Below are 1437 nucleotides of genomic sequence, written 5' to 3'. Positions count from 1 at the left end.
AGCACCTACACCGACGGGGAGGGGCGGGTGACGACGCTGAGCTACGGCGTCACCACCACCGGGGGGACCACGACCACGGTGAATGCGAATAACGCGGTGCTCTCGAGCACCGACACCCAGACGACGTCGACGACGTACAACCTTAATACGTCGGCCCTCACCACTGTCCCGGCCGACCCCAACGCACTCATCCCCGGCGTCATGCGCTATGACGTCGCCGGCGCCCTCGACAGCCAGCTCCTCTACACCATCGATGTGCCCGCCGGCAGCAGCCTGCTGCATGTCCAGACCGACGGCGGTACGGGCGATGCGGATCTCTACCTGCGCTTTGGCGCGCCCCCCACCCTCGATACCTTCGACTACCGCTCCTGGGACAGCAGCGCCGCCAATGAGGTGATCGCGGTGACGAACCCCGCGACCGGGCGCTGGTACGTGATGGTCCATGCGTTTACCGAGATTAGTAACGTCCGCTTAATCGCGCACCTGGACACCTCGCCCTCCGACGTCCTGGTGCAACCCGGCACCCCAGTAAATGATTTACACGCCGGCGCCGGTACCGATCTCCTCTACCGCTTCGACCTGCCCGCGGGTGTGACCGATCTGCGCATTGAGCTCACGGGCGGCGACGGCGACGCCGATTTATATCTGAAGCAGGGACAGCCCCCGGTCTTCGACCCCTTCGACATCGACTGGTGGTCGGAAAACGCCAATAACGAAGAACTGATCGACATCGATACCCCGGTGTCGGCCGGTACCTGGTATCTCTTGGTGCGCGCCTACACGAGCTTTACCGGCGCCCGGCTGAGCGTCAACTACAATCTTGACATTAATTTGCCTCCGACCGTCAACGCTGGCGCCGATCAGACGGTCGCCGTCGGCGCCAACGTCACGTTGAGCGGGAGTGCCGCCGACGCGGATGGCATCGCTTCCGTCAGCTGGCGCCAGCTCGACGGCCCCGCCGTGAGCTTAAACGGCGCGAACACCCTCATCCCGAGCTTCACCGCCCAGAGCGCGAGTGGCCCCACACGCCTTCGCTTCGAGCTCACTGCCACCGACGCTCAAGGCGTGATTTCAACCGACACGGTATCCGTGGCGGTGCGCGGCGCGAGCATCGTCTATGTCGTCCAGTCCGGCGACACCTGGGCGAGTATCGCCACGGCACTCTATGGGAACAGCGGTGTGGCCGATGAGCTGCAAGCCGCAATGGGCAATCAGCCTTTAGCGGCGGGTGAGCAGCTCAGCAATCTGCCGGCAAGTTTAACCGACACCGTCACCACCACCACGACGGTACCCCCGTACTACACCGTCCAAGCGAGCGACACCTGGGCCTCGATCACCCAGACGGTCTACGGCACGAGCGATGCCAATGCCGTGAGCACCTTACAAAGTTCCCTCGGCAACCCGACCTTAACCACCGGTCTTCGTCTGACGGTGCCG

1 protein-coding gene is annotated in these 1437 nt (G+C 64.0%); it reads left to right on the top strand.

Going from position 1 to position 1437, the window contains the following annotated elements:
• Nucleotides 1-27: 27 nt before the first annotated feature.
• A partial coding sequence (locus VNN55_05445; protein HWO56992.1) for a pre-peptidase C-terminal domain-containing protein occupies nucleotides 28-1437 on the top strand: 1410 nt, incomplete at its 3' end.

This window comes from bacterium (assembly GCA_035559435.1).
Classification (GTDB): Bacteria; Zixibacteria; MSB-5A5; order WJJR01; family WJJR01; genus JACQFV01.
The sequence above is the reverse complement of the archived record's forward strand: the minus strand, read 5'-3'. Positions and strand labels throughout refer to the sequence as shown.